This window comes from Burkholderia sp. ABCPW 14, assembly GCF_001523835.1.
GTDB lineage: Bacteria > Pseudomonadota > Gammaproteobacteria > Burkholderiales > Burkholderiaceae > Burkholderia > Burkholderia mayonis.
On record NZ_LOVS01000207.1, the window covers coordinates 1 to 526 of the forward strand.

Here is a 526-nt window from a genome sequence, read left to right on the forward strand (position 1 = left end):
CGAATTCGAGGCCCGGGCCGAGCGTCGCGCGCGCCTTGTCGAACAACAGCGGATGCCAGATGTGCGGCACGATCGTCACCGGGCTGCGCAGCCCCGATTCGAGGTAGTGTCCGCACGAGTGCTCGAACTCGGGAATCGTCCAGACGCCGTCGTAGCGCGCGCCCGAAAACAGGAAGCCGGACGGCTTGTCGAAAATCGCACGCTCGATGTCGATCACGTAGTCGTTGCCGACACGCATCGTCACGACCTTGCCGCCGCGCTGCTGATACGCGGCGATCCAGCCGGCGTTGAACTGCGCGCTCATCTCGATCACCACATCGCAGCGCGTCATCGCCTCGTCCGTCGAGACGAGCGGCACGTTCCATTCGCCGAGCATCAACTGCGGATCGGCGTCGCTTACGCCGCCGTTGATCATCACCGCTTCGGCGACGAGCGGCGACTGGCGCAGCAGCAGCACGAGCAGCAGGCAGTTCTGAAAAATGCCGTTCTCCCACAGCGACTGGCCGGCGCCGCGCACGAACAGCGA

Annotated in this window: 1 protein-coding gene; it reads right to left on the bottom strand. The window is 65.2% G+C overall.

Translation table 11 applies throughout. The features are described 5' to 3' along the window. Positions 1-526, bottom strand: a 526-nt coding sequence (locus WS62_RS31190; RefSeq protein WP_156441196.1) for a DUF2827 family protein, incomplete at both ends; no start/stop codon positions are given.